The organism is Haladaptatus sp. AB643, from assembly GCF_024136975.1.
In the GTDB taxonomy this organism is placed as follows: Archaea; Halobacteriota; Halobacteria; order Halobacteriales; family Haladaptataceae; genus Haladaptatus.
In genome coordinates this window covers 191,455-213,442 of the sequence record NZ_JAMYJW010000005.1, presented here as the reverse complement: position 1 = coordinate 213,442, position 21,988 = coordinate 191,455, and the positions used below count along the sequence as shown (strand labels likewise).

Below are 21,988 nucleotides of genomic sequence, written 5' to 3'. Positions count from 1 at the left end.
TGGTGAGTCTGTGAGTGTGTTTCCTTATTATCGAACATCAGTCAGAATCCGCGATGACGCCGTCACTCGACGGTTGTTCGTTCATCGCCTGCTGGGTCTTCTGCTTGAGACTATCGAGGTTGTGTTTTTCCGCTGCCGCCAACACTTTGTCGTACTCGGGTTCCTGAACGAGCGAAATCCCGAAGAACAGGAGGATCGATATCGGAAGTCCGACGAAAATAGGGTGGAGTCCCATGAACTCGGCGGTGTCGGAGAAATATCCAGCCCACCACCATGCGACCGTGAGACCAGCGCCGATAGCGATACTCCAGAATGCGGCGTCGGACGTTCCACGCGGCCAGTAAAATGCGGCGAGCCACGGAACGAGAACGCCACCGGTCAGCGCGACTGCACCGAAGACGATGAGGTCGATGATTCCGGGGACGACGAGCGCGAGTGCGAGCGAGAGCACCATCAGCCCGAGTACGGCGACCCGCGATGCTTGCTGTTGCTTTTCGTTATCCGCGTCCGGATTCATGTACCGAATGTAGATGTCCTCGACGAAGTTCGATGCACCCGAGAGCAAGAAACTGTCACCGCTGCTCATGACTGCGGCCGCGAGTGCTGCGAGGAGGATTCCGGCGAGCCACGTCGGCAGGATATCGACTGCCATCGTGGGCATCAAGAGCTGCGAGTCCGCAATCGAGGGGTACATGATGATACCCATCGCACCGACGAGCAGTGGAACCGGAATGTAGACGAACCCGATGATGCCGTTCAGCGTCGTCCCGACGAAACCATCACGAGGACTCCGCGCCGACATCACCCGCTGGAGGTAACCTTGCCGAACGAGCATGCTCGGAACGAGCGTCACGATGTATCCCGCAATGAGCGTCCATTTCATCGCGAAGAGGTCGAACGCCTGTGGAGCGCGCTGGGTGACTTGGGACGTCATCGCCGAGACGCCACCGAGTTCGGAGATGCCGAAAATCGCCAGGATCCATAGCCCGACGAAGAGGATTATCCCTTGGACGAAGTCGGTCCACATGACGGCAGCCATTCCGCCCAGTATCGTGTAAGCGGTGATGACGAGCGCACCGAGGATTGCCGCCTGCTCGATGGTGATGATATCTCCGAGGAGGAAGCTGATGATGGTTCCTGCCGCCAACCATTGTGCACCGAGCGTACTCACAAACCTGAGGATGTAGAACGGAAGCGCGATGAACCGCGTTTTGCCGTCGTACCGGTCCTCCAGCATCGCTGGAATCGTGATGTTCGACGTCTTCGGGAGCTTGTGCCCGAGGAGTACCGCGACGACGAAGAAGCTCGCAAGCGAGATACCGAAGCTCCAGAACGCCGTGATACTTTGCCCATCGTACGTCGATGCCGACAGTCCGATGGTGCCTCCTGCACCGATAGCTGTCGCGAAGAACGACAACGCGACGAGGTACCAAGGTGCGCCTTTACCGGCGAGGAAGAAGTCCTCGAGGTCTTTCATCCCCTTCTTGTGGAAGTACACGCCGATGCCAAGCATCACGAGGATGTATGCAACTACAATTCCTGCTATGTATGACCGTAGCATTGCTATGGCTATAGGCTTCACCAGCAGTATTTATAACTTTCCATGTATTCGGAAAATTTATCGATTTTTTGAGAAAGGTGAAATTGTGGCCGAGAAACACAATCAATCTAAATTTACTGTCCCGGCTACAGACCACTCCGGATGATATGGGAAAGACACAAATACACTCCCTCTGTCGCTCGGACCATGCAGATTGATGCGGAGCGCCTCCAGCGCGACTTGATGAAAAACGGACGGTTCGGTTCGGTCGATGTCGACGACGGACACGCTCGAACCGTGCTGACGGGAACCGAAGCGGATAGACGTGCCCGCGAGTACTTCGTGAGCCGTCTCCGTGACGCCGGGATGGACGTTCGAATCGATGCCGTCGGAAACATCGTCGGACGTTGGGTACCGGAAACCGCCGACCCGGATTCAAGACCCGTTGCGACGGGCAGCCACCTCGACTCCGTTCCCGAGGGAGGCATCTTCGACGGACCACTCGGTGTCTACGCCGGTCTCGAAGCGGTTCGCGCGATACAGGAGGCAGACCTGCCCGTTCGTCGACCGCTCGAAGTCGTCTGTTTCACCGAAGAGGAGGGCCAACGGTTCGGCGTCGGTGCGCTGGGATCAGCCGTCGCGTCGGAATCGCTCTCCATCGAGGAGGCACACGCGCTTACCGACGAAGAGGGAACGACCCTCAAGGACGCACTCGATTCGATCGGATTTCTCGGAGAAGGTCGAATACGCCCGGAAGGATGGGACTCGTGGCTCGAACTGCACATCGAGCAGGATTCACGGCTCGAATCCAGGGACGTTCCGGTCGGTGTGGTAACGACGATTACGGGAATCGCTCGATGTGCCGTCAGCATCGTCGGCGAGGCGAACCACGCGGGCACGACGCTGATGTCCCAACGAACTGACGCCCTGACCGCGGCGAGTACCGTCGTCACCGACATCGAGACGGCGGCATTCGAACGCACCGAAAGTGACGCTCCGACGGCCGTCGCGACGGTCGGGTCGCTCGACGTCTCACCGAACGCACCGAACGTCGTCCCCGGACGAGTCGATTTTACCGTCGACATTCGGGATATCTCGCACGAGTCGATGATGGAACTGGTAGAGTTCGTTCGCGAACGCCTCCAACAATTGGAACGTGAGCGCGACGTCGAAACGTCGTTTTCCCTCCCCCGGTACCGGAAACCGAGACGAATGAGCGACCGGTGTCGTCAGGCAGTCCATGAATCCGCGACGGAAGTGGAAACTTCGGCTGTCGACCTTCACTCCGGGGCCGCACACGATACGATGCGATTGGAGCCGTTCACCGACGTCGGATTGCTCTTTGCCCCCTCGAAGGGAGGAATTTCCCACAATCCGCTCGAATGGACGGATTGGGAGGACTGTGCGGAATGTACCCAGGTGCTCGCCGGTTCGCTGTTCGCACTTTCGAACGAATAGTTCCAGTACTTCCCTTTTCTCAGTTGTTCGACAGTGACTGGCCCTCGCTTGTTGTTGCGAATTATCCGTCTCGGAAACGCTCGAAGGGTAGGTTTCGTCGATTGTAGCCTCCGTGTGGCTCGCTTCGTCCGTTTCGTCCCGTGTTGGGAATTCCACATATGGAAAACGATCCTTCAAATGGAGAGAAACACCACTACAAGCCATCTCCAACCGAGAGGAGACTATCGGTACGATCGAATCGAGGACAGTTCATACGATAGGGGATGTGAAACGACGTAATCCAGGATTTTACAAATTCCACGATACAGAAACGGTTTTGGGTCCAGGGTGTATTGCATGTGAGTATGCCACATTCGCCCAACGATGAAGGGTCGACCCAAAGCCTCCAAACCGTAACGACAGCTCTCGACGTGATCGACGCGCTCGAGGAACTTGGCGGGACAGGTGTGACGGAACTGGCGGAGCATCTCGACCTGTCGAAGAGTGCCGTGTACAAGCACCTCTACACGTTGAAGGAACGCCAGTACGTCGTCAAGGACGACAACGACTATCGGCTCAGCCTTCAGTTCCTGACCCTAGGTGAGCGAGTTCGGAATCAGAACCCGCTCTTTCGGATCGGAAAGCCGGAGATAAAGAAGTTGGCGGACGAAACGGGGGAGTACGCACACCTGACGACGGAACAATACGGCCTCGGAATCAACCTCTGTAAGATTCGCGGTGAACAAGCGGTCGGAAACGATTACCAGATCACGAAAAAGCAACGTGCAAACTACCTCCATCCGATGGCGACCGGGAAGGCTATCCTCGCATTCCTCCCGGAAGAGCGAGTCGAATGGATAGTCGACAGGTATGGGTTATCGAAAATGACCGACTCGACGATTACCGACCGTGAAACGCTGTACGAAACGCTCGACGAGATTCGGGAACAGGGCTACGCGGTCAACGACGGTGAGGAAGTGGAGGGACTTCGCGCCGTCGGAGCGCCGATTCACGACCGGAACGGATCGGTCCTCGGTGCGCTGAGCGTTTCGGCCCCGAAAACGCGGCTCAGTGGCGACCAGTACCACGAACACGTTCCGGAATTGGTGATGCGCACGGCAAACGTAATCGAAGTGAACCTGAACATGGTCGAACGGTCCCAGAACACCGGGCCACTGTAAACCATGACATTACTATTACTGTAATGCCACAAGCCGAACACGAGTAGACCGAATTTGCGATTCGATTCCGCCATACGCGAAGCAACGGGTTGGAGAACCAAACTCAGTCGTTATCGACTGATGCAGCACGTTCCGTCGACGTGCTTGTTGGTGACTCCTGTTTCTGCCAGATGAGTGTGCCAAAAACGACGAACAGCGTTTCGAGTACAACCGCACCGAGGGTCGCCCACACCCAAATAGGGAGACCGAACGCGGTCTGGGCGTTCCAACTCTCGGGTGCATACCACGGCACGAGCAGTGCGAGTACGACCGCAAGCCCAACCCAAAACACCTTCCGCTGTGCCGGGAGGACATACTCCGCTTCCCGGGGCTCACTGGGGAACTCGATCGAGTTATACTCGAGAATCGCGCTCGCACGTTCCGTTTCTTCGTCGCGCCCGCTTGCGTAGCTCCCACCGATGAGAACGACGGAGTTGACGGCAAGCCCAACGAGACCGGCATTCAAGCCGAACGGGATGGAGATACTAGCCACGTAGATGCTGACTGCGGTTGCACAGCCGACGAACATCCCGACGAGGGCGGGCGTACTCTTCATCCGCGCGGAGTACAACCCGAACACGAACACGGGGGTCGCCTGCAGGAGGAATTCGAACTTCAGTTGCGTCCAGCTCCAGATCGTGTTATCCGGCGTGAACGAAATCGCGAGCGCAAGCGCGAGAAACACCGCAAGGAATACACGACTCACCCAGATAACGCGCTCGTCGGAGGCGTTAGGGTTCACGTAGCGTTTGTACGTGTCTTTCGCGACGGCCATCGAGAGCACCATCACCGCCGCTCCCGCGGTCGACAGCGTTGCCATGATTACGCCGAGCGAGATGAGCGACGGGAGGAGTTTCCCACCACCCGTACTCACGTACCCGCCGAGAAGATAGGGAACGAGCTTGTCCGCCTGTACATCACCCAAGCCGGGGAAAATACCAGCGCCGTAAAGGCCGAGTCCCCAGAGCGTAAGCGCTGCGAAGAAAAAGATCGGTGCCTGCAGTCGGAACGTCGTCTTCAGGTCCTTCGCGTTGTCGATGCCGAGGTAGAACTGCTGGATGTGGAGGTACGTCGGGAGGCCGAGCAGGACGAGGATGACGATGCTGTACCAGCTACCCATCGTCGATGTCGACGGTAGCGTGAGTTTCGAAGGTGCGGTCCGCCAAATCGTATCGATCTGCGCCGAGAACCCACCGAGCGTGCCGACGAGTACGAGCATCAGGAACAGCGAGAATAACATGAGCGCACCTTGGACGGCCGCAGAGAGCGCGGTCCCACGGAATCCACCGAGTCCGACGTACCCGAGGATAACCAAGCCGAAAATGACGATGACGGCCTGATACGGGAGAATGCCACCGGACGCGACCTTCCCGAGATACCCCATTGCGAAAAACTGCTCGGTGAATTGGATAAACGTCCCCCAGATCATGAATAGGAGCGCGACGAGCGCGACACGCTTGTCGAAGCGATGTTCGAGGTAGTCGATGGGTGAGGTGTAGTTCCACTTCTGACCGAGATTCACGAGCGGGGGCGCGATGATGAGCGCACCGATGATGCCCGCAATCATGAACTGTGGATACGCGAGAAACCACGCCCCGGAACGGTAGGTCGCGGCGGAGTATCCGAGGAAGGAGTTCCCGCTGTACGAGTCCGCGAAGATGGAGAGGGAAATGACGATGAACCCGAGCGACTTGCTAGCGGAGAAAAAATCGTCGAGATCTGCGCCGACGCTCTTCCGGTAGGAGTACCACCCGATGCCGAGCATCGCTAGTAACGCTATGGTGGTGAGTACGACGATGTATCCGCCGAGGGAGACTGTCCGGGGTTCCATCAGTTATTCGCCTCCGACGTGTTTGGTAACGGGTTCGATTCTTGGCGAACGGAGTAACTGTATCATTTCGAATCCTACATTATTGTCGTGGGACAAAAACCTTGTGTTATTCTCTCACGGTAAATGGAAACAACGTACAAAGTCGTCATGAATGACGTTCGAAAATCGATGCACGCCTCTATCCGGGGTCACTCGTCGCGTCTTCAGAATATTCTTTACAAATTTAGTTTTGTAATGGAAATACCGTTACGGAGAGGAGTCAAGTGGCCTTCCGGAGGTGGGGGCACAGAGAGTAGATTCCCGTTACGGGTCGTCGAACATCTACGTTACTTCCGACAACGGAGTGGTCGCTACGTATTCCACGATTCGTGTAACGACCACCGTCACGTGATAGCGAATACCGAATCGTGGTATCCGTTTCGTATATCCGGTCTTACGGGTGTAGAGTGGAGATATCTGATCCATACAGCAGTTTACATGACTTGGCTAATCCCGGATTTGGCGGCGCTCGTTTGATTTCCATTCCTATTCTACGACGCGCATTCTCAGGGAAGTTAATAATCGAATCGATCTACCGAGAATTGAATCAGATACTATCTTCGAATAGATGGATTCTGTCCATTTGATCAGGTTTGAGGGGAGAAATTGTCGTCCCGTTTCGGATTCACTATTCCACGCTACGTGTAATATTGTATAAAGCCGCCAACATAAAATGCCTCCTATCGTTGCTCTCCTTGGCCAATAGCAATCCCGTCTTGATTATGAGAGGGACACACCGCACGTTAGCCGACTTCGCTTTGATATTTTGTGACCATCAATAATTATTTAGGATAGCGGATGCAGTGGTTAGTTGGCACGGATAATGATACCAATAGGCACAAGCACTAACCCGGGACTTTTCTTCGGGTCGTTACGCAACAAACCGGTACAGGGAGCAAAATAACATGCCGCCGATCACATCGATCGTACTCGCGTTGGTACCGCTGATGATCATCACCTATTTGATGGTCATTCGCTTCTGGCCAGCGACACGGGCAATGCCGGTCGCATGGGTGGTCGCACTCGCCGTCGGATACCTGGGCTGGGGTATGAGCCCACGGTGGCTCGCCGGTGCGACCATCAACGGCTTCATCACCGCGCTATCGATCCTCTGGATCGTCTTCGGGGCCATTCTCCTGTTGTACACGCTCAAGGAAACGGGCGCGTTCGACGTGATAAACAGGGGATTCGCGTCCATCAGCGACGACCGACGCGTTCAGGTCGTCGTACTCGTCTTCCTGATGTGTTCGTTCATGGAAGGTGCTGCTGGCTTCGGGACGCCCGCGGCAGTCGTTGGGCCGCTCCTCGTCGGTCTCGGGTTCCCGCCGCTGGCCGCCGTCGTCATCGCACTCACCGGGAACCTCATGGCCATCACCTTCGGCGCGGTCGGGACGCCGCTCGTCATCGGCATGCAAGATACGCTCGAGTCCGTCTCGATGGTGAAGACGCAGGTCGTCGTCAACGGACCGTTCGGCAGTATCTCCCTCTGGGTGGATCAGATCGCCGTCTGGGCCGCGACCTATCACGCCATCGTCGGCATCGCCGTCCCCATCATGGGCGTGATGATGATGACGCGATTCTTCGGCGAGGAACGTTCGATACGTCCCGCGTTCGCGGTCCTCCCGCTCGCGCTGTTCTCGTGGGTAACGTTCGTGATTCCCTACTGGCTCACCGCCTACTACCTCGGTCCGGAGTTCCCCGCGCTCCTCGGTTCGATGGTCGCGATGGTCTTGACCATCGGTGCACTGAAAGCCGGTTACTTCCACCCGGACGACGACTGGGAGTTCGCTCCGCGCGACACGTGGCCCTCGCACTGGGTCGGTGGCATCGAACCCGGCGAGTCCGTCGGACAGGGCGGTCAGATCGCTGCTGACGGCGGGACGGTTACATCGAGTAACACGGCCCTCGCCGACGACGATGGGATGTCGATCTGGATGGCGTGGCTCCCGTACGGGTTGCTCGCCGTCCTGCTCGTTCTCACACGCGTCTGGGCACCGCTAACCGACTTCCTCCAGTCGACACTCGTCCTCCAGTGGAACAACATCCTCGGAACGGGGCTCGATAATTCCATCAGTGTCCTGTATCTCCCCGGCGCGGTGTTCGTTTTTGTCCACTTCACCGCCGTCCTGCTTCACCGGTTGGGTAATCTCGGTCGAATTCCGACCGACATCAAGAACTCGTGGGCCGAAACGTTCGAGCGCATCGCCCCGCCGCTCGTCGCGCTCCTGTTCGCCGTGGGCACCGTCCAAATCATGCTCCAGTCGGGTGCCGCGACTGGCGGGGATAGCATGCTCATCGTGTTGTCGAAGGCCGTGGCAGGGGTCGCCGGTGGCACCTACCCGTTCTTCGCCGCGTTCGTCGGGGCGTTCGGCGCGTTCCTCGCCGGGTCGAACACGGTAAGCGACATCCTCTTCGGGACGTTCCAGTTCGGCGTCGCGCGCGATATCGGCGTCTCGCGAACGCTCCTGCTCGCAGCGCAGGCCGTCGGTGGTGCGATTGGCAACCTCATCGCCATTCACAACGTCGTCGCCGCGCTCGCGGTCGTCGGTCTCGTCGGAGAAGAGGGACGAGTCATTCGATTAGAACTCATCCCGCTCATCTACTACGGCGTCTTTACCGGCATACTGAGCCTCCTGTTCGTCTACGTCCTCTTCCCGGGGGTGTTCTGACGAAAGTTCAACGAAGGCTCAGGTAAGCTTTCGCCCACACCGAATCGTTCTTGCCGTTCGATAATATTCGCCACGAATCACCACTATCCTAATTGTTAATAGGCGAGATTCCCAATGGGAAGGCGTTATGGCTATCGACCGATCCAGGTCAAGTCTCGACGAGTCAATGGCGCAGCAGGACGCCGAAAGTCCCTCTCGCGTCGACGAAGCCGAGTACGCATCGCTCGCGAGCGATTTGCGCGATGCCGTCGACGGACAGGTTCGATTCGACGAGTATTCACAGATCCTCTACGCGACTGACGGAAGCATCTATCAGGCCCGTCCCGCGGGCGTCGTTACGCCCCGTCACGCTACCGATGTACAAGACGCCGTCCGGGTCGCTGCCGATTACGACGTTCCCATTCTCGCGCGCGGAGCAGGATCGTCACTCGGGGGGCAAGCGGTCGGTCCGGGTTGCGTCGTCCTCGATATGTCTCGCCATATGGACAGCCTCGTCGATATCGACGAGGACGACCGCGAGGCGACGATCCAACCCGGTATCGTTCAGGACGTTCTCGACGAACACCTCGCTCGCTACGGACTCAAGTTCGCACCCGACCCGGCGTCTTCGAACCGAGCGACGGTCGGCGGCGGCATCGGAAACAACTCGACGGGTGCCCACTCCGTCCGATACGGAATTACCGACGCCTACACGGAGGAACTGAAAGTCGTCCTCGCTGATGGGTCGCTCCTGCACACCCGAGAGGTCGTTCTCGACGGCGAGGAGTGGGACGAGATCGTCGCGAAGGACACCCGCGAAGCGGAAATCTATCGGACCGTCCGCACGCTCGTCGAAGGGAACGCTGACGAGATCGAGGACCGGTATCCCAAGCTGAAGCGGAGCGTCAGCGGCTACAATCTTCACAAAGTCATCTACGAGAACGACGACGGCGAACGGGTGATCAACCTCTCGAAGCTCTTCGTCGGTGCGGAAAGCACACTCGGCGTGGTCGTCGAGGCGACGCTGAGTCTCGTGACGAGGCCGGAGGAAACTGCCCTCGCACTCTACTGCTTCGAGGATCTCGTCGATGCCATGGAGGCCGTCCCCGAAGCGCTCGACTTCGACGTCAGTGCAGTCGAACTCATGGACGACGAGGTGTTCCGTCTCGCCCGCGACTCCCCCGAGTTCGCTCAGTACGCCGACCCGATCCCCGAGAAGACCGCAGCGTCCCTCATGATCGAGTTCGACTCCGAACTCGTCGATGACTTCGAGGACGCCGTCGCCGAGACGAACGCGCATTTCCACGACGCCGGAAAAGCCTTCGACGTCATCGAGGCGTACACGGACGACGAGCAGGCGAAACTCTGGAAACTTCGGAAGGCCGCCATCCCGCTCCTCATGAGTCTCGACGGTGATCCGAAACCCTACCCGTTCATCGAGGACGCAACGGTCCCACCGGAAGAACTCGCCGAGTACGTTCAGTCGTTCGAGGACGTACTCATCGATCACGGAACGTCGGCGGCCTACTTCGCACACGCCGGGAGTGGAACCCTCCACATTCGCCCGATTCTCAACCTGAAAGACGACGACGGAATTCAGATGATGCAGTCGATTGCGGACGACGTGACTGATCTGGTCCTCGAACACGACGGGGCGTTCTCCGGGGAGCACGGCGATGGACTCGCCCGCACCGAGTTCAATCCGAAGATGTACGGTGAAAGCCTCTGGGCGGCGTTCAAAGACGTCAAGGACGTATTCGACCCCGAATGGCGGATGAACCCCGGAAAGGTCGTCTACCGTGACGACGATCCGACCGATATGCGCGAAAACCTCCGCTACGGCGCCGAATACAGCTCCATCGAACCCGCGACCAAACTCGACTTCGACGAGGAGGGCGGGTTCTCCCAACTCGTCGAACTCTGCAACGGGTGTGGGAACTGCAGGCAACCGGATCGGGACGTGATGTGCCCGACCTACCGGGCATCCGAGGAGGAGATACAGGCGACACGCGGTCGTGCCAATCTATTGCGCGCGGCCATCAGCGGCGAACTTCCCGAAGAGGAACTGTACTCCGATCGATTCCAGGAGGAAGTTCTCGACCTCTGCATCGGCTGTAAGGGATGTATGAACGACTGCCCGACCGGTGTCGACATGGCGAAGCTCAAGACCGAGGTCAAACACCAGGCTCATCAGCACCACGACCCCGGAATTCGTGACCGTCTCTTCGCGAACATCGATACGCTCTCCGCGCTCGGAAGCCGTCTCGCACCGATAACGAACCGGCTCACCGAACTTCCCGGCTCCCGACTCGCCCTCGAAAAGGTTCTCGGGATTGCCGCTGATCGGGAGCTTCCGACGTTCGAGGCGGAAAGTTTCGAGGAGTGGTTCGAGTCACGCGGGTCGGGCGTTCCCCTTCGAGAGGCCGACGACAAGGTGTTGCTCTTCCCCGACACGTACACGAACTACAGTCATCCTTTGACCGGAAAAGCCGCCGTGACGGTTCTCGAAGCGGCGAACGTCCACGTCGAGATTCCCGACGACGTCGGGGCGAGCGGCCGACCGGCGTATTCGAAGGGGTTCCTCGATCTCGCCGAGAAGCGAGCGCGCCGCAACGTGAACGCCTTACGTCCGTACGTCGAAGACGGCTGGTCGGTGCTCTTCATCGAACCGTCGGACGCCGTGATGTTCCAGGACGAGTATCGCTCGCTTATGCAGGGCTCCGCGGTCGAAACCGTCTCCGAGAACGCCTACAGCGTCCTCGAATACGTCGACACGCACCGACTCGACGACCGGATGCTGTTCGAGGAGTCCGATGAATCGCTCTCCTATCACGGCCACTGTAATCAGAAAGCGATGAACAAGGACCACCATGCGGTCGGCGTGCTCCGACGAGCGGGGTACGCGGTCGACCCCCTCGACAGTGCGTGCTGTGGCATGGCAGGCAGTTTCGGGTACGAAGCCGAACATTTCGACCTCTCGAAGGCGATGGGACGGATCCTCTTCGACAAGGTCGAAGCGAGCGACACCGATACAGTCGTCGCGCCCGGTGCATCCTGCCGTAGCCAACTGGGCGATCGTGCCGACGCGACGAAACCGCCGCATCCGATCACGAAAGTCGCCGAGGCGCTCGTCGATTGAATTCCGCCCGTCTTCCGAACGCTCGGACCGTCGTTCCGAGTCCAAGAGATGAATCAGAGGGATATCGATTCTCCATCCGTCACCAACACACTTAATAAAGAGTACGGTAACATTTTCATGAGCTATGGCTATGAAAAGACATTACGATCGCGAATTCGTCCGAACGTTCTTCACGTCCCCGACTGCTGTGGAGGGCGGGGACGATTCCGCCAAGATGATCCGAAGCGCTGCCCAGCTCCAGGGTATGAAGGCCCCGGACGTCTGGGTGCCGGACAACGAGGATGCAACGGCTCCGTCCATGCGGGACGAGGGTGTCGAGAACCTCATCGAGGTCGTTTCCGAGTACGGTGCTGACTTCCCGGGAGAGATACACCCGCGGATCGTCTGGCACCGTGAGGATTCATCGACCCGATATCAGGGATTTCAGCACATGCTGGAAATCGCCGATCCGAAAAACGGCGCCATCGAACACATCGACGGCTTCGTCATCCCGGAAGTCGGTGATATAGACGATTGGAAGAAAGCCGACGAGTTCTTCACCATCATCGAAGATGAGCACGGACTCGAAAAGGGTAGCCTCTCGATGTCGGTAATCGTCGAGAGCGGCGAAGCCGAATTGGCCCTCGGGGACCTTCGTGAAGAGATCGGAAAGCCATCTAACAACCTCGAACGGCTATTCATGCTCGTCGATGGCGAAGTCGATTACACCAAGGACATGCGCGCGATGACCCCGACCGGATCGCTTCCGCCGTGGCCCGAACTTCGACACAACACGTCCCGTGGTGCCAGTGCCGCTGCGCTCATCGCGGTCGACGGACCATACGACGATATCCGCGATATCGAGGGCTACCACGAACGGATGGAGGACAACCGCGCGAAGGGGATGATCGGCATCTGGTCGTTGACTCCCGGACAGGTGGTCGAAGCGAACAAGGCACCACTCCCGCCAAAGACTGGGAGTTGGCTCCTCGAAACCGGCGACGACGAAGTCGAACTCCGGGAGGAGGACGGTCGGCAGATCTACGACGGAGACGAGATTTCGCTCGAAGAGACCGGCGACGGCTACGTCCTGCGCGTCGGTACCGACGAACGCGAACTCGACGAGGAGGAACTCCACGAGGAACTGCTGGATATGACGTCTTACGTGCCCAGCATGAACGATATCGTCGATTCGATGGAGGAGTTCGAAGCGGCGAAAGAAGCCGGGCAGGGAGCGATTGCCATGACGCAGTCGACAACGCTAGCTATCGGGGATGTCGAAGTGACCATCGAGAAGGATAGGATGTGGGACGAAGCTACCTATCAGGCCGCTCAGACCCCGGTCACCTTGTTCCAGGACGTCTACGAGCACCGTTCGGACCAACACGAGGAACTGGAGGAAATGTACGGAAGCGACGTCGTGAACCGGGCGACAGACGTCGGTAACTGATCGCAGGCAGGACACACGCTCTGACGACCGAAACGCCGATGCGTTATCCACCCGGGTGACACGGTTGTGGAGGTCGTCTCGTGCTCAGATCGTCAGTTCTCACGATTTTTTGGCCGTCAGCGTCTTCCCTTCGATACCGCTGTCCACAAGGAAAAACGCGGCAACGGTGCCATCGACTCACTCATAGGTCAGGTTGATCTCGATAACATTTGCGACTCGTTGGACGACGTCCTTCAATTCGTTCTGTAATCGCTCCTCGGACATTCGTCGTTCGGGGCCGGTGACACTGATCGCCGCGCGGCGTTTTCCTTCTACGACGATGGGAGCGGCAACACAGCAGATTCCATCGACACGCTGATTGCGTTCGTATGCGACTCCCGAGTTTCGAATCCGTTCGAGTTCCGAGTCGAATTCCTCGCGGTCAGTAATCGTCTGCGAGGTTTGCCTGGGCAACCCTTGCTGCTCGACGATGCTGTCGACTTGCTCTTCTGGCATGGTGGAGAGGATTGCTTTTCCGAGTGCAGTGATGTTGAGCGGCATTCGTTTTCCTAAGGACGTATCGATATTGACCGCTTTTTCCCCCTTCGCAGTGTGGATGTAGACGCCGAGACCGTTTTCCTCGACCATGAGATTTGCAAGCTCTCCGGTTTCGTTCGCCATTTCTTGGATGTCGGCCTCTGCAGTTCGATAAATATCGTCGTATCGACGGACGTGTCCCCCGAGTTCCAGACACTTCGAACCGATTCGATATTTCCCATCGTATTTGGCGATAAACCCTTCGTTGTCGAGCGTGCGAAGGTGCTTATAGACTGTACTCGTGGCAAAAGGGAGTTCGTACGCGATTTCGGCTGTCTCTGCCTCGCCACCTAACTCTGCAATGACCTCGAGTATCTTGAGCGACGTCTTGGTTGCTTCAACCGTTCGACCCTGCTGATTACTCATATACTACCCATGCGATTTCGTTGCAATAACGGTGTGTGTCAGTTATTCATCCTTTTTGCCGGATGATCTAGCGAGATCCTAGGACGGAAATAGCTATCTCGCTAGTCCTCGGTGTGGACGGACACAGTTAGGACCATAGGTTACTGGTAAAAATCGATCAGTGCTGAAGAGTCTGGGATACGGATTCTTTGGTATCCTCGGATTGTTCGTCTACCTTGCAAAGCGGGACCGCGCAAAGACGGCAGACTGATCGACGCGAACGAGTGGTCGCCTGTCGATCGATACGAGTTTGGAGAAGTCAGTCACAGGTGGCGATGAGGGCATGAATCATCCTCGTCGCTGGAAAGCCGACTCTCCTGAAGAGTGCTGGTTCCGCCCCGTCGTTTCATTCGTCAGCGTGGCGGTTTCACTATCCGAGGTGCCCGAGGTGTGGGAAGTCACTCGCTCTGCGACGTCGGCCATCGTCTCGATGCGGAGGCCATCCTCTCTCTGTCGACGGTTTAAATACGCAAGGATCGTCTCGAGTCGTTCGAAATCCCGACTAGTCCGCAGGTTGTGTGGGTGAAACCAGAGATGAAACACGCCGTCGGTTTCAGTCGCCTTGTCGATGCCGCTTATTGCCTGCTCCACGACGGGGTCTCGATGGAGGGACGCGAGCACTGATCGTGCAATGCCCTCGAAACTGAAGAGATACAGCGATGCGGGTATGTTTACGAGGCCATACTCGTCCACCCGTGGCTCGATGACAGGGGGAGTCGGTTTTCCGACGGTGCCACTCGTCAGTTTCTCCAATCGGCGACGGATCATTCCCCCGGCGGAGTTTCTCGGGGTCGTTCCCCGATAGCACGTGAAGCCGGATTCGGCGAGCAACTGTCGATGATCGATCCGGTTGACAGGAAATACGAACGACGACAGTTCGATGTTTTGCTCGGCTGCAATTTCAATACTGGCAGAGATTTCTTGAGCAGCAAACTCCTCGTCCATGCGCTCGTGCTCAAAATGAACGTGTGTAAAGCCATGGCTCGCGATTTCGTGATCTACATCCGTTGACCGGACGGCGCGGATGAGGTCCGACGCGAACCAAATTTCCTGACTGTTCAGTGAAGAACTCCCCCGCGTACAACATCGGCGACCGGCCGGATGGTCTCGATGATTCGATTGGCACGAATCGAGGAACAGATGACCAGTAATTGCCCACGTCGCAGGGATGTTCAATCGGTCGAACGTGTCACACAGGTAGTTCCACGCGCGATGGCCGGAGCGAATGTGCGCTTCGGGCAGTTCACGACGGTCGTGGAACCCCCATCCGAGTTCCGCGTCCAACGAGAGAACGACCGACCCCATGATCAGGCCCGCCCCCCGTGGGATTTCGGATGTGAGTTTCGCTGCTGATCACCGGGGAGTGGAGAGAAGCGTCTTCCAGCGACCAAAGATGACATTCGGAGGAAGCGGTCGTGAGAGGTGACTTCCTGACCGAGGCAATTCATAGGAGTGCTACATTTTATTACAGAATCCCATATTGTTATGTAGAACTTACAAAACGAAACGATTCAATCGGGCTAACTATGGGACCGTCCACGTGAATACAGGGTCGAACTATCGTAGAGTACGGGATAGCATCCCGCCAGCTGGCGACGGCCCTCGGTCAGTACATGAATCGACGTTCCGTATAGCGGAGACGAGCCTGTGTACCGGACAGACGACGGGAGAAGCGGTCGGACTTTTCGTTCCTCGAAGGATACTTCCGAATCGTCGATCCGGAAACCAGTAATCGGCGTATACTTATTAAATATCCGTGTGACATAGAAAATATGACTCCGACGGAATGTACCAAGTGCGGAAGTGAGATAGCGAACGTGAACGGATACGAAATCTGTACGGGGTGTGGCATCACCCTGACGAGGGAAACGGGTCGGGACATCGAACTGATTGAATAGTCCGATTAAAGCGGTCGGGGTTCCCGTAACGCTGTGCGTTACGGTGAAAATGACTTTCTGCGATACGTGCTTTGAATGACGACGATTCGGAAACCGGGTCGCACTTCGGCTCGTCTCAGAACCCGATGAGGGTACGTCCGATCCCTGCACTGAACAGAATAATTCCCACGATGACCAGTATCCGATGCATCGTGATGGAGGAGTTCCAGTGATTCATGGTCTGTCCGAATTATCCATTTTCATCGGGCTTCTGCTAGGTGGAGCGAATCTTCTACGAGGTGCCCACAGCGACACAGCCTGACCGATTCGCTCCTCACCGGTCGAATTCATATGAATAACCCCCTCTCTTCGAGGTCAGTCATGGTGACGACGTCGACCCGGCTTCGATCGATGTAGTCGAGGATCGACTCGAACTTCTTCTCGGAGAAGCCGTCTCCACCGATTTCGTGGAACAGGAGGATCGATAGTTGGTTGTAGTGAGCGGCGTGGTCGATCACCTCCTTCGTGGTCTTCGTCTTCCCGGTCCCGTACGCCCGGGAGAGGATCGTATTCTCGGTGACTGCTGGAAGCGCGTTCGGGGAAGCTCCGAAACTCAAACTAACATCGAAGTGTTTCATCGCGAGATCGAACGTATCCGCCCCGACCACGTTCTTCGGCACGGCCATGTACTTGTGGCCGTCGTAGCCGTACTTTTTGAGCCAGTTTTTCGCCTCCATCATCAACCGCTCCTGTTCCTTCGCCGGTCGCTTGTCCATCGGCATCGCCTGCGTGTTCGGATGTGCGATCATGTTCCACCCGTCCCCGACCATCTCCCGCATTTGGTTTTGAGTGAGGTAGCCATCGGTGTCGATTGCGGGGGGTATGATGGCTTCGACGCCGCTGAATCCGTACTTTTTCATCGTCGAGTGCGCTTTCGTGTAGTGGGACTCGGCGCCATCGTCGAACGTGAGCATCACTTTCCCCCGCTTCGGCGGTGAGACCGTTTTCAAGTCGTCGACGAAGAAATCGACCGGTCGAGTCGATTGAGTATCGACGGGACGACCCGTGATATGTATCTCGAATACCTGTGAGAGGTCGACGTTTTTCTGATCCTCGACGTTCGTAACACCGAGATTGACGCGAACCCACCGGTCTTTCGGCCCGTACAGCGTACGTTTCAATTCGACGATGTGCCCGCGGTCGGGCGCGTACAGATTGACCGCGATTTTCGAGAACTGGTGGGATGTACACTTGTACATCAACGAGATATTTTTCCCAGTCAAATCGACGGGTCCGTCCGCGCGGAAAATTTCCCCGACGTTCGACCGGGAACTCCCGAGGACGTGAGCCGATTGTGACCCCTCGTATCCTTTCTTCCCTTTCTTGAGAGTGCTATCCCCTGTGGCGGACCAAACGCCGAGGTTTTCGAACGTATCGCGATTCAGTCGTTGGCTTTCTCGTGAGGCGTCACTCGTCGTCTTCGTCGTATTCGAGGTCGATGCGTGCTGCTCGGTGGTCTCGCTCGACGTTTCACCTTCCCCGTGAGTTCCGGCGCATCCAGCAAGCGTCATCACACTCGCTGCACCGACTGACGTCAGGAATGCTCGTCGTGACCGGTCGCTCATGGTCGCTCCCCCCCCGTCACCGGTCGCCCCTCGTTCGGCCAATATTTCGGCCCGACACGGTGCTATTTTCTCCATCGAAGTCATTAATTTCACCCTCATTTCAAATTTTATATGCTCCCCTAGTCATTTTGTTATACTCCGCCTGAACTCGGTAACGAGGGTTTACTCACTTCTCGGGGACGTTCACTCGATGGCGGAAAACGAGTATGCGGTGCCTACCGGTTTATTGCGTGGCGGTCATCGGTTTACTGTCCGCTGAACCGTCCATACACTTCTTGAGTCTAGAGCAGGTTTAACGAGAGAAGATATTGTAGACAGACGTCGGTCGGATGCTATTAAATATCTCAAGGAGAAAAAATGGAAGTCAGTGACCAACACAAATCTACCACGAACGAAAACGAACAGTCCGATAGCCGTGAGTTGAACGCCTCGTTGACGTCCATCTCACGCGGAGCAACGCTGTTCGTTTGCGGTAAGGGGATCGACAACGTGCTCCGATTTGGGATCAACGTAGTACTTACTCGAGGGTTGGGCGAAGCGCTGTTCGGCGTTTATACGTACGGCTATCTCGTTCTCTCTCTCCTAAGCACCGTTACGAACCTCGGAACGGACACCGCGATTCTGAAGTATCTTTCCCAGTACGAGGGACAGCACATGCAGCAGAATCGGATTCTCGGACTCTCATTCCTTACGTCACTCCTCGGTAGTGTCGCCATCGGCAGTGCGTTGTTCCTCGGCGCTCCATTCATATCCGGGCACACGTTGGACGACCCACTGCTCACGAACGTGCTACGTATCCTGGCAATCGTCATTCCGTTCAATGCGCTCGGAAACTGCATCCTGACGACGTTCAAAGCGATGGAGCGTCCGGAGTATCAGGTGTTCGTTCTGAACGTCCTTTCCCCCTTACTTCGCCTTCTGCTGATAGCGATAGCGTTGCTGCTCGGTTCCGAACTCATCGGTGTTATCGCGAGCAGCGTTGCTGCCGCGGTTCTCGTCTTTTTCGTCTCCGTCTCGCTGTTCCTCACTCGGACGTCGTTTCGACCGACGGTTCGAGGTACGAGCGACGACGTCGTCGAATTTTACAATTACTCGCTTCCGCTCACGCTTACACAAGCAGGGTCGATTCTTGCCAACAGAATCGATGTTCTCATGGTCGGTATTTTCATCCAGCAAAGTACCGCCGTCGGGGTATACAAGGTCTCACTCATCATCGCTGGAATGCTCGTCCTCCCTCTCAGTGCGTTCAATCAGATCTTTCCACCGATCGCGTCCCGACTCCACTCCAATGGGAAGAAAGAAGAGTTAGAATCGATCTATCGCCTTCTCACCCGTTGGATCTTTACTGTGGCGCTGTTCTTCTTTCTCTGTACCGTCATCTACTCCGATTCGATCCTTCGTATCTTCGGGGACGGCTACGTCAGTGGCAGTACCATCCTCATCCTATTCACGGTCGGTCAACTCGCGAACGCTGCAGTCGGTCCGAGCGGATATCTCCTGATGATGACCGACCACCAATATCTCACCCTGTTAAATCGGTGGGGGCTTGGAATTTTGAACGTCATCTGCAACTATTTCTTCATCCAGAAGTTCGGCCTCGCCGGAGCGGCGCTCGCAACAGCCAGCGTTCTCGGTCTCATCAATGTCGCTCGTGTCGTGGAAGTCTGGTACACCGAACAGTTGTTTCCGTATTCGTGGGGGTTTTCGAAGCCGATTATCGCCGCTGCCGGGGCGGGAGCCGTCATGTACGGACTGCGTGACGTACTCTCCAGCTATGGGCTGTTGCTCGGCGGCAGTGCGGTCGGATTTTGCATTTTCGCTGGAATTCTGATCCTCCTCGGAATCGAGGCCGAGGACCGAGAATTCTTTTCGACCATCACGTCTCGTCTATAGCGAGAACGACGAATTCACCGTCCGCAACGGAAGCTGAGTTCGATAGGAGGACTTCCGGTCGGTCGATTCGACGACCACAAAACAGCGACTGCGATACGAAATGAGTTACCGTTAGCTGCTATCCTGCTGGACGAACGAGAAATGCCAGTTGGAAGTATCGGACAGGGCCACATCCATGCCGTGATCCAAGGAACGAGCCACCAACACGGTTTGATTCGTCGTCCGAGAAAGGGGGAACGAGTCGTCCCGGTGGAATCCACATCCCCGTAAAACCTTCCGAGGGATGGTCTCGTCCCGAACCGCCAGAAGGTCCGAGTCATGGTGCTCCCTGATGACCGTGAACAGGAGACTGGAGAGTGCTCCGGACTGCTGTTTCGGTCCAGGGAGTGGGAGAACGTCAGTCACTTTCGTAATCGTCACGCCACCGCTCGTCTTCGTTCCCACGATGACTCCGGCGACAGGTACCTCCTCCTGTCGAGCAAGGTAAGTGGTGTACTCCCAATGTGGGTGGTCGAACCGCCACTGATAGAACGCCTCATCGCGGGCGACGTGAAACTTCTCGGGGATGTGTGAACGATAGAGGTCGGTGAATTCGCCAATCGGAATTTCGTCGTGTCGAGTGATACTGACTTCGTCGTTCGGGAAGCCAGCGAGACGTTCCTTCGCCAAGAAGTATCCGTCCATAAGCCGCTTTCCGGCCATCTCGACACCGGATCCGACGATTCCGCTCCGGGTTTCATCGAGCAACCGGGACGGGTTCCGTATCCAGTAATGGGTCGGCAGTTCGTCGACGACTTCCCATCCGAGTCGCAGGAACACACCCTTCGATTGGGGGTTGGGGAAGTTGAAGAACATCGCAGGTTCGTGGTCGGAGTACCAATCTATCGCCTGTTCCGTCATCCGTGTCAAGAGCCCGTTCTTTCTGTGATCGGGATGGACCATTGCATCGGCCGGTTGGAGCGCGAGGAGTGATCGATCACCGAACGCGAGGCCGAGCGCGAAGAACGGACTCGCACCGACGAGGTCATCCCCGTTTTTCGCGACGTACATCGGAACGCTGTCGACGTACGGGTTCGCTTCGTACTTCCATTTGAACCACTCCACGCTCGCTTTTCCGAACGTTGTTTCGTACAACGAGAGGAACGCCTCGCGGTCAGTGTCGGAATACCATTCGATACTGTACTCGTCCGTGGTCGATGTTTCCGTTTGTTTAACAGTGCTGGTATTGCTCATTGTTCTCCCTGAAATGTACTAAAGAATAACGAGTGTCACATGCTTTGTTATGTAGTGCCTGACCGTTGAACACAGCAGGTAATCGATTATTTTTCGATCCGCTAGATGACTCCAAAGCGGAGGTTCCGTCTTGCATGAATAAACGTATCAGTGGCGGAAATCGGTCGAAAGTCTCCCGGTCGTTGATGCTGCTACGTTGGTCGGTACGAGCAATACCGAGCGGACGGCGTTGGTCGCTGACGAGTCACATCTCTTTAAGAGGTTCTCGCAATAAGGATTAGATACGAGGAAGATTCTAATCGACTATCGTTTCTGCTTGAGCCCTTGCTTTCGGTCTTCGGTTTCGGTCAAAGCTCGCATTGGTGAGTAAGACGAACTAACGTCGTTCGTCGTATGGCGAACACGAGTCGTTCGGATTCGACGAATGTCCCTCTTTTTCTCGTTTCGACTCCGTCGGAATTGACACCAGTACGAACGCAGAAACACCAACCACGGGTTGAATCGGGTACATCACGTCGTGCCCGTCGATTTGTATCAAAAAAGATCGACTACACCTCGCGTACGATGATTTTCCCGTTGGCGTAAACGTCGAACTGCAACTCCCCGATCCAGAGTGTAAACGTCGATTTCGCCTTCGAATCGAGCATCGAGAACTGACCATCGACGTCGACGCTGGTTTCGCGCCTGAACGTTCGCTCCGCCTCGTTTCGGGAACCGTCAAGAACGAACGCGAGGACGTCGATCAGACAGTGTTCGAGCGTCGCTTCGCCGTCTGCATCGTATTCGAAGTAGTACTCGTGGACGGACGTCCGATCCTCAGCGATTTTATCCTCGTTTTCGATGTTGTTGTACGTAGCCACCTGATCCATAATTGTAGCAGCACACGAATTCATATAAATATGAACTGCATACTGGGTGAACGTTCGGTCGTTGGCACCGTTTGTTTGTGCCGACTATCCCGTTGTTCGGAAAGTGTCGTTCGAGAGACGAAGTCCCTCGTGATCACGAAATAGCTTCGCTGTTTCGGACGACGATGGTAAACATCGGGGGCCGTGGTCGCCCCGACCGTGACCCACCCGACCGCGCGAGGCTATCA

At 56.6% G+C, this 21,988-nt stretch carries 13 protein-coding genes; 6 read left to right on the top strand and 7 right to left on the bottom strand.

The genetic code is table 11. From position 1 onward, the window contains the following. Positions 1 to 37: 37 nt before the first annotated feature. Positions 38 to 1,561, bottom strand: a complete 1,524-nt coding sequence (locus NKF25_RS12385; RefSeq protein ID WP_253226978.1) for a sodium:solute symporter family protein — start codon at positions 1,559 to 1,561, stop codon at positions 38 to 40. Between the two features lie 186 nt (positions 1,562 to 1,747). On the opposite strand from NKF25_RS12385, the gene NKF25_RS12380 reads away from it, so the two are divergent. Both NKF25_RS12380 and NKF25_RS12375 read left to right on the top strand, forming a co-directional pair. Then, complete coding sequence (locus NKF25_RS12380) at positions 1,748 to 2,998, top strand: Zn-dependent hydrolase (RefSeq protein ID WP_253226977.1); 1,251 nt, start codon at positions 1,748 to 1,750, stop codon at positions 2,996 to 2,998. A 344-nt stretch (positions 2,999 to 3,342) separates the two neighbouring features. Beyond that, the gene (locus NKF25_RS12375; RefSeq protein ID WP_253226976.1) at positions 3,343 to 4,158 is read left to right on the top strand and encodes an IclR family transcriptional regulator; all 816 of its coding nucleotides are present in this window, start codon (positions 3,343 to 3,345) and stop codon (positions 4,156 to 4,158) included. 103 nt (positions 4,159 to 4,261) lie between these two features. Here the strand turns inward: NKF25_RS12375 and NKF25_RS12370 are convergent, their stop codons facing one another. Beyond that, positions 4,262 to 6,028 carry a sodium:solute symporter family protein gene (locus NKF25_RS12370; protein ID WP_253226975.1) on the bottom strand — a complete coding sequence of 589 codons (1,767 nt, stop codon included), beginning with the start codon at positions 6,026 to 6,028 and terminating at the stop codon, positions 4,262 to 4,264. A 944-nt stretch (positions 6,029 to 6,972) separates the two neighbouring features. On the opposite strand from NKF25_RS12370, the gene NKF25_RS12365 reads away from it, so the two are divergent. The 3 genes from NKF25_RS12365 (at position 6,973) to aceB (ending at position 13,283) form a co-directional block, all read left to right on the top strand. Further along, on the top strand, positions 6,973 to 8,736 hold the full coding sequence (locus NKF25_RS12365; protein ID WP_253226974.1) for an L-lactate permease: 1,764 nt from the start codon (positions 6,973 to 6,975) through the stop codon (positions 8,734 to 8,736). Between the two features lie 166 nt (positions 8,737 to 8,902). Further along, a complete protein-coding gene (locus NKF25_RS12360) occupies positions 8,903 to 11,854 on the top strand; it encodes an FAD-binding and (Fe-S)-binding domain-containing protein (protein ID WP_253226973.1) in 2,952 nt (983 codons plus the stop codon). 124 nt (positions 11,855 to 11,978) lie between these two features. Next, positions 11,979 to 13,283 carry a malate synthase AceB gene (gene aceB, locus NKF25_RS12355; RefSeq protein ID WP_253226972.1) on the top strand — a complete coding sequence of 435 codons (1,305 nt, stop codon included), beginning with the start codon at positions 11,979 to 11,981 and terminating at the stop codon, positions 13,281 to 13,283. 177 nt (positions 13,284 to 13,460) lie between these two features. Here the strand turns inward: aceB and NKF25_RS12350 are convergent, their stop codons facing one another. The 3 genes from NKF25_RS12350 to NKF25_RS12340 form a co-directional block, all read right to left on the bottom strand. Continuing rightward, positions 13,461 to 14,225, bottom strand: a complete 765-nt coding sequence (locus tag NKF25_RS12350; protein ID WP_253226971.1) for an IclR family transcriptional regulator — start codon at positions 14,223 to 14,225, stop codon at positions 13,461 to 13,463. Between the two features lie 327 nt (positions 14,226 to 14,552). Then, positions 14,553 to 15,569 (bottom strand): DUF2334 domain-containing protein, encoded by a 1,017-nt coding sequence (locus NKF25_RS12345; RefSeq protein ID WP_253226970.1) that lies wholly within the window; start codon positions 15,567 to 15,569, stop codon positions 14,553 to 14,555. Between the two features lie 919 nt (positions 15,570 to 16,488). Beyond that, positions 16,489 to 17,766 carry a polysaccharide deacetylase family protein gene (locus tag NKF25_RS12340; protein ID WP_253226969.1) on the bottom strand — a complete coding sequence of 426 codons (1,278 nt, stop codon included), beginning with the start codon at positions 17,764 to 17,766 and terminating at the stop codon, positions 16,489 to 16,491. A gap of 357 nt (positions 17,767 to 18,123) precedes the next feature. Between NKF25_RS12340 and NKF25_RS12335 the strand changes: the two genes are divergently transcribed. Continuing rightward, positions 18,124 to 19,659 (top strand): flippase, encoded by a 1,536-nt coding sequence (locus tag NKF25_RS12335; protein ID WP_253226968.1) that lies wholly within the window; start codon positions 18,124 to 18,126, stop codon positions 19,657 to 19,659. Between the two features lie 111 nt (positions 19,660 to 19,770). On the opposite strand, the gene NKF25_RS12330 is transcribed toward NKF25_RS12335, so the two are convergent. Then, positions 19,771 to 20,892 carry a GNAT family N-acetyltransferase gene (locus tag NKF25_RS12330; protein ID WP_253226967.1) on the bottom strand — a complete coding sequence of 374 codons (1,122 nt, stop codon included), beginning with the start codon at positions 20,890 to 20,892 and terminating at the stop codon, positions 19,771 to 19,773. Positions 20,893 to 21,440: 548 nt separating this feature from the next. After that, the gene (locus NKF25_RS12325) at positions 21,441 to 21,761 is read right to left on the bottom strand and encodes a hypothetical protein (protein ID WP_253226966.1); all 321 of its coding nucleotides are present in this window, start codon (positions 21,759 to 21,761) and stop codon (positions 21,441 to 21,443) included. Positions 21,762 to 21,988: the final 227 nt, after the last annotated feature.